Source organism: Haloquadratum walsbyi J07HQW2 (assembly GCF_000415985.1).
Lineage (GTDB): Archaea > Halobacteriota > Halobacteria > Halobacteriales > Haloferacaceae > Haloquadratum > Haloquadratum walsbyi_B.
In genome coordinates this window covers 1,971,038-1,976,686 of record NZ_KE356561.1, presented here as the reverse complement: position 1 = coordinate 1,976,686, position 5,649 = coordinate 1,971,038, and the positions used below count along the sequence as shown (strand labels likewise).

At 54.9% G+C, this 5,649-nt stretch carries 7 protein-coding genes and 2 pseudogenes; 3 read left to right on the top strand and 6 right to left on the bottom strand.

What is annotated here, in order from left to right:
- Positions 1–215: pseudogene (locus J07HQW2_RS09235) on the bottom strand (hypothetical protein); the annotation flags it as partial.
- Positions 212–682, bottom strand: coding sequence for a type VII toxin-antitoxin system MntA family adenylyltransferase antitoxin (locus J07HQW2_RS09230; RefSeq protein WP_021055204.1), 471 nt, complete (start codon positions 680–682; stop codon positions 212–214). The pseudogene J07HQW2_RS09235 and the gene J07HQW2_RS09230, both read right to left, overlap by 4 nt.
- A gap of 298 nt (positions 683–980) precedes the next feature.
- Between J07HQW2_RS09230 and J07HQW2_RS09225 the strand changes: the two genes are divergently transcribed.
- Together J07HQW2_RS09225 and J07HQW2_RS09220 are read left to right on the top strand one after the other, a co-directional pair.
- A complete protein-coding gene (locus J07HQW2_RS09225) occupies positions 981–1,280 on the top strand; it encodes a toxin-antitoxin system TumE family protein (RefSeq protein ID WP_021055203.1) in 300 nt (99 codons plus the stop codon).
- Between the two features lie 6 nt (positions 1,281–1,286).
- Complete coding sequence (locus tag J07HQW2_RS09220) at positions 1,287–1,814, top strand: HVO_A0114 family putative DNA-binding protein (protein WP_021055202.1); 528 nt, start codon at positions 1,287–1,289, stop codon at positions 1,812–1,814.
- A gap of 125 nt (positions 1,815–1,939) precedes the next feature.
- Here the strand turns inward: J07HQW2_RS09220 and J07HQW2_RS09215 are convergent, their stop codons facing one another.
- The gene (locus J07HQW2_RS09215; protein ID WP_048075222.1) at positions 1,940–2,155 is read right to left on the bottom strand and encodes a DUF7557 family protein; all 216 of its coding nucleotides are present in this window, start codon (positions 2,153–2,155) and stop codon (positions 1,940–1,942) included.
- A 617-nt stretch (positions 2,156–2,772) separates the two neighbouring features.
- Here J07HQW2_RS09215 and J07HQW2_RS18265 point away from each other — a divergent pair.
- Complete coding sequence (locus tag J07HQW2_RS18265; RefSeq protein ID WP_303704041.1) at positions 2,773–3,036, top strand: hypothetical protein; 264 nt, start codon at positions 2,773–2,775, stop codon at positions 3,034–3,036.
- Between the two features lie 78 nt (positions 3,037–3,114).
- Here J07HQW2_RS18265 and J07HQW2_RS09210 read toward each other — a convergent pair whose 3' ends face one another.
- The 3 genes and pseudogenes from J07HQW2_RS09210 to J07HQW2_RS09205 form a co-directional block, all read right to left on the bottom strand.
- Positions 3,115–3,567: an NUDIX domain-containing protein gene (locus tag J07HQW2_RS09210; RefSeq protein WP_048075592.1), complete on the bottom strand. Its 453-nt coding sequence runs from the start codon at positions 3,565–3,567 to the stop codon at positions 3,115–3,117.
- A gap of 2 nt (positions 3,568–3,569) precedes the next feature.
- Positions 3,570–3,927, bottom strand: a pseudogene (locus J07HQW2_RS19985) (GDP-mannose 4,6-dehydratase); the annotation flags it as partial.
- A 103-nt stretch (positions 3,928–4,030) separates the two neighbouring features.
- A complete protein-coding gene (locus tag J07HQW2_RS09205; RefSeq protein ID WP_021055199.1) occupies positions 4,031–4,942 on the bottom strand; it encodes an NAD-dependent epimerase/dehydratase family protein in 912 nt (303 codons plus the stop codon).
- Between the last annotated feature and the right edge of the window lie 707 nt (positions 4,943–5,649).

Genomic DNA, 5,649 nt, shown 5'->3' with positions numbered 1-5,649 from the left:
GTCGGCGCCAGCGTTCTCGAACTCGTCGATATCGATGGCTGCTCAGTCATCTTCACGAACCGACGCTCAACGATGTCACGCGTATCTGAGTCGTTCTTGTAGTCCTCGCGATTGATCTGCTGCTTCCGTGCGAGGACGCCCAGACTCTGTTCAATGGTTTCGACAGCGGTCAGAATCCGATTGAGGCGATCTGCCGGCAGTCCTTCATCTGTCATCCGTCGTCCTTTGTATCGCCCGCGGCTGGCACCCCAGCACCATCGTCGCCGAGATGGTCGTCGATCCTGGCCAGAGCCGCATCGAGTCGGTCGCGAGGGGACTGCTGGTCGGACTCGCGTGCCGTGAGTTGGCGGCGAAGCTCGGTGGCGTGCTCCACTGTACCAACGATCAGGACGCCATTCTCAAAGATCGCTGCCGCAAGTGCTGGCGAGACCGTGTGGAGATCCACGAGATCCACATCATCCGTCTCAAGCGCGTCGCTGAGGTCGGCACTCAACCCAAAAAACACGTCGTTGTAGTCCGGATCGGAGGACCGGTGTTCGTCGAATTCGACTGCGAGATCGATGTCGCTCGTTGCGTGGGTCGTTTCGGTGGCGTGGGAGCCGAAGAGAATTGCGAGCCGGATTTGGTACTCCCGGAGCGTAGCCTGGAGGGCATCGAGATCGGTCGACTCAGCAATTCTCATTGTCAGGAATAAGGCCCTCGGGTGATATAAAAACGTAGGTGGGATTCCACGGAATCCATTATTGGTTAATCTTAAAATTGGGGTCAAAGGGTGGTAGCAGCAGTCCCGTGTATATTAATCAACGCTAGCGGAAGTTACCTCTTTGACTGTTGGTTAAACTAAAGATCCCGGCTGGCAAGTTTCCGTCGTTAGAGGTACGGACTCCCCGAGATCGAGACGTGAGGTCCTATATTGGGCCTTGACACCAACGAAAAGTCTTATTATATGTTGGCGTGTTGTACCAACATAGGTGACATAGATGGAATCGGCGGTCATCCACGAGGACCAAGATACGTTCGACGACGGCACCCGGTACGAGATGATCGCCATCGCCATCTCAAAAAGCGACGACTACCCCGAAGGAGTCAAGTACCGATTCCAGTACATGCCAGAAGACGGTCGCACGCTACTTCGGTTCGACAACTACCCGAACCATCCCGGGGTAGACCGCCACCACTACCACACCCCCACCGGTGTCAACGACGACATTGAGTACACCGGCCTCAAAGCCCACGTCCAGCAGTTCTATAACGAGATGGACGACCGCCGCGAGAGGTGACTAACCATGCCTGACCAACCCAACACAAACACACCCGACACCCCCGACGACGCCAACAGCACCGACTCTGCGCCCGAGGAGATCGTGATGGACGACATCGAAGCTGAGGCAGGCTTTCTCGAAGACCGTGACCCTGAGGACTACCCCTCGGTGCTCCGGATCACGTCCAACTCCGAACAGGCGCACCGCCAGGACGCGCTCGATCGGTTTGAGCGCTGGGAAGATGGCGAGGAGATCCCGCACGTCATCAACTTCCAGAACCCGAGTGATCTCAGAGCATTGCTCACTGACCGTCGCGTCGAACTCCTTCGGAGTATCATGACCGAGCGCCCGGACAGTATCCGCCAGTTGGCCGAACGCCTGAACCGCGATGTCAAGAGCATTCACGACGACCTTCAGGTCCTCACTGACTACGACATCGTCCACTTCGAACAGGCTGGCCGGGCGAAGCGCCCGTTCGTCCCCTACGACACCATTGAGGTCAGTCTCGAAATTTCGACACCGCGCTCAGCTGATGATGCTGCACCGGCCTGAATTATCGTCAGTACCGTCAGAGTCGAATCCCCACCCTGCCGACGCTGTTAGCCTACACGAAGAAAGCGAACGAATGAATTCGTGACATCCTGCCACGACTGAGGTTGTGGGAAGAAGTCAAGGAGCTATCGAGGAACAGGAACATCACTGCTCGAAGCCCCCCTAGAGCGCTCTATAGCCTCTCGTGCGCGGTCGGCCTGCTCCTCACTCCACGCACCGATATTGATCGGCTTTTTGCTCTGAGCGAGACGTTCGAGGAGTTCGTCAAACGTCTCGTCCTCCCGTTTCAGGCTCTCCAGCATCTGTTTCGTGTCGTCGGAAACCCGAATAGATCTGCTCACATGTATCCAGTCTGCATACAGGGTCAATCATCTTTTGACGAGAACGCAGACGGAGACGGAGACGGAGGTTAGATGTCGTTCAAAAACCAGTCCGGAGCACCCGCGCACTCCACACAACGCCTATCGGTCCGAGAGAGATCGACAGTTCGTCTGGGTGAGGTGATGACGACGATAATGAGAGGCGAACATTGCTCGGGAATGATGTCTTTGACCCGAGACTGTAGTATATAATGTGACTTCAGCGCGAGGACCGCGCCGACGCCACGTTCCTCGTTGAGAGAATGTTGTGAGAGGAGGCGTCGCGGTACGGGGTGTGTGACACCAACCAGTATGGTGATATCACCGACATGGTCAATCGGTCTTGAGGACCCGCCGTTGAACCTGATGATGACCGGCTTTGACACGTTCCAATTATTTTCCACGCGTGTCACCGTCTGAGTATTGGGATTATGGACATTTCCGACGCAATTGACCCGCTGATCCAGAGGGTCAAGATGAGGTCGAGGCGCGGTTGGAGGTGGCGGGCGGGAGTGAGTACGGAGCAATCAAGACCTGTTTTTCCAGCACCGCATGGGATCTAACAGCCACCTTCGCGCTTCAGTCGGGGAGAGAATTGAATGCGATCTTCACTGAACCCTTCCACCCCACTGGTTCCGCTGTTAGCCGACACCAGCGACGCAGCTCCGACCACCCACGCCCCGCCAGTTCCGCTGTTAGCGTGGAAACACAAATCGCTTGATCGAATGAGTAGTGTGCCAGAAGCGTACCCGGATACGAGACACAGCGGTGAACGCACCCCGGGGCAGTCGCCTCGACCGCCTGTACAAACAGCGGAAGCGGTGGGGTGGTGTTGCTATGCGACTGGCGCGGACGATAGGTGACAATTGGGTGTGGGTTGTGTCTGAGCGGACGTAGCGGGGGAGAGAGTAAAGCCGGCGGTCGGGGGCTGATTGCACGGGCTACCAGTCGTCGAGATACTGCTGGACGTACGGATGAAGATCGTTGAACGGCGGATGGAAGACCTCAAACGCACTGTGTTGGTCGTCGCCAGAGAATGTGGGCTCATCGTGTGCGAGATGGCAACGATACGCAGTCGCCAGGTAGTGTTTCGAGTCAACACCCTCAATCTCGGACGTATCGTAGAAGTGCTCGTAGGTACCAAGACCCTCGTCAATGATGACAGATTCTCCGAGTTCCTCCTCGGCGACGCGGTGGACAGCCTCAGTCCGGGCTTCATTCTTCAGTACCGTTCCACCGGGCACGAACCATTCTCCGTTGGCGGGGTCATTTTCGCGTTTGCCCAAGAGAACACCGTCATCATGTTCGACGATGAGATCAACGGAGACGAGTGGGACATTATCGACGATGGTGCGCCACTCGGACGGCGGGATCGGTTTGTCTTTGGCAGGCATCGTCAGTCCAAGTAGTGTTCGACGGTTCGTTCGAGACCCTTTTCGAACGTGTATTCCGGTTCCCAGCCGAGTGTTTCGATTTTCCTCTGTTTCGAGTGCGTAGCGCTGGTCGTGACCAGCGCGATCCTCGACGAAGTTGATCAGGTCGTCGTCTGCACCGACGGCATCTAGCATCGCTTCGGTGCCTTCGAGATTCGTCTTCTCCGCGTGGCTCCCGATAGTGTATACTTCTCCAACCACCTTTTCTCGGAGAGCCAAATCAACTGCTCGACAACTATTCTTAAGATAGATCCACTCGCGGATATTTGAACCATCGCCGTAGACAGGCAGGTCTTGACTGTCGACCGCGTTCTGAGTGAATTGATGAGTTTTCACTTGAGGCGTAGCTTTTGATGGCAACGGTATGAACATGCGACATTGCAGTGGCACACTCTCGGATTCGATCCGGCATTGAGTCGGACACTCACTGGTAGGATTTGCAAACACGGGCGACACCCTCTTTGAAGTCAATCTGTGGTTCCCACCCTGTGACCTCCTGGATCTTAGAGTAATCAGCCATCGTGTCATGGACGTACACCTGGAGGGGATTTTCAATATACTTCGGGTCGACATTCGTTCCAAGTTCGTCGTTGATCATCGCGATCATCTCGTTGAATGTGTAGCTCTCGCCCGTCCCAACGTTATAAATTCCTTGTAGTTCGTGGTCGGCGGCGAGTTCACAGGCGCGGACAGTATCCTCAACATGGGTAAAATCGCGTGTCTGAGAACCATCACCGAACAGTTCCGGGCGTTCGCCGTTCGCGATCTTGTCGGTGAACTGGGCAACAGTGTTTGCGAACTCGCCTTTGTGTTTTTCGGCGCCACCAAAGCCCTGATACACCGAGAAGAAGCGCAGCCCAGCAAGGGTCATCTCGTGGAAGTTATGAAAGTACTCCGCGTATCGCTCCCGGGCGAGTTTGGAGGCCTCGTAGCCGGTGCGAGCTTCGACATCCATTGTTTCGGGAGAGGGCTCCGTTCGATCCCCGTAGATCGAGGAGGTCGTTGCGTACACAACGGTATCACAGCCGTCTTGACGAGCTTGTTCAATCGTGTTCACGAATCCCTCGACGTTGACCCGAGCGCCCTGTGCGGGATTCTCTTCGTGCATTTTGTATGACGAGAGCGCTGCGAAGTGGAACACAACATCCACGTCAGTGGGCAGCTCATCGTCAACGACAGATTGCTCGACGAACTCAACGTTGTTGTTGAGATTCTCGGGTGTGCCGAGATAGCCGTCGTCGACGGCGGTTACCTCATTTCGTTCAGCAAGGTGGTTCGCAAGGTTTGAGCCGATGAAACCAGCGCCGCCTGTAACGAGGACGCGGTGATTCTGCATATATATCGCTGTCGAATACAAGCGTGAAAACCTTGTGATGTTGAAACATAACCGTGTGGCGAATTATCTTCAAATATTGGATCAGGATACACTGCCTAGGATCTTTATACACTTGTTGAAACAGACTGATCACGAAACACTCAACTGTAACTTGTCCGAGATCATCTTCGTTCCATTGTCGAGCCCACCGGCTACCGGTAGACTCTATTTTACCGACGCGGGTGGCTGCCCCTTCGAGTGCATCGTCTGCATAGAGATGTTTACGAATGAGAGGAGTCGATCAAGATCCCCAGTCGGATACTATAGAAACCACCACTCGGAATCGATCATTGTGGAGTGCAATGTAAGCGTTCGGACTCCCCGAACCCTGCTGAAGATCGACACACTGCCCCTTAGATAGTAGATCCTCAGCACTTCTGTAGAGTGTCTGACTCCACTCGCTCACCGTTTGCGTGATTTGTTTCCTGAAGACGGGGAGGTTGACATCTACAAACTGCTAAACCGGCTCGAATAATGGGCAGCCCCCCTCGTTTCGTCTGTTCTTGTCTCAAATACACGCCAAGATCTAAAATTAGGGTTCAGAATCAATCGACTCACGGGTTTCCAGCACGGTTCTGGGATCCAGTGTTAGCTCGTATTGGTAATGGGCACCGCCCGATCCTCGTTTCGCTCAGTCCGCTCAAGAAATCCGAGCGTCGTCAGAGGAT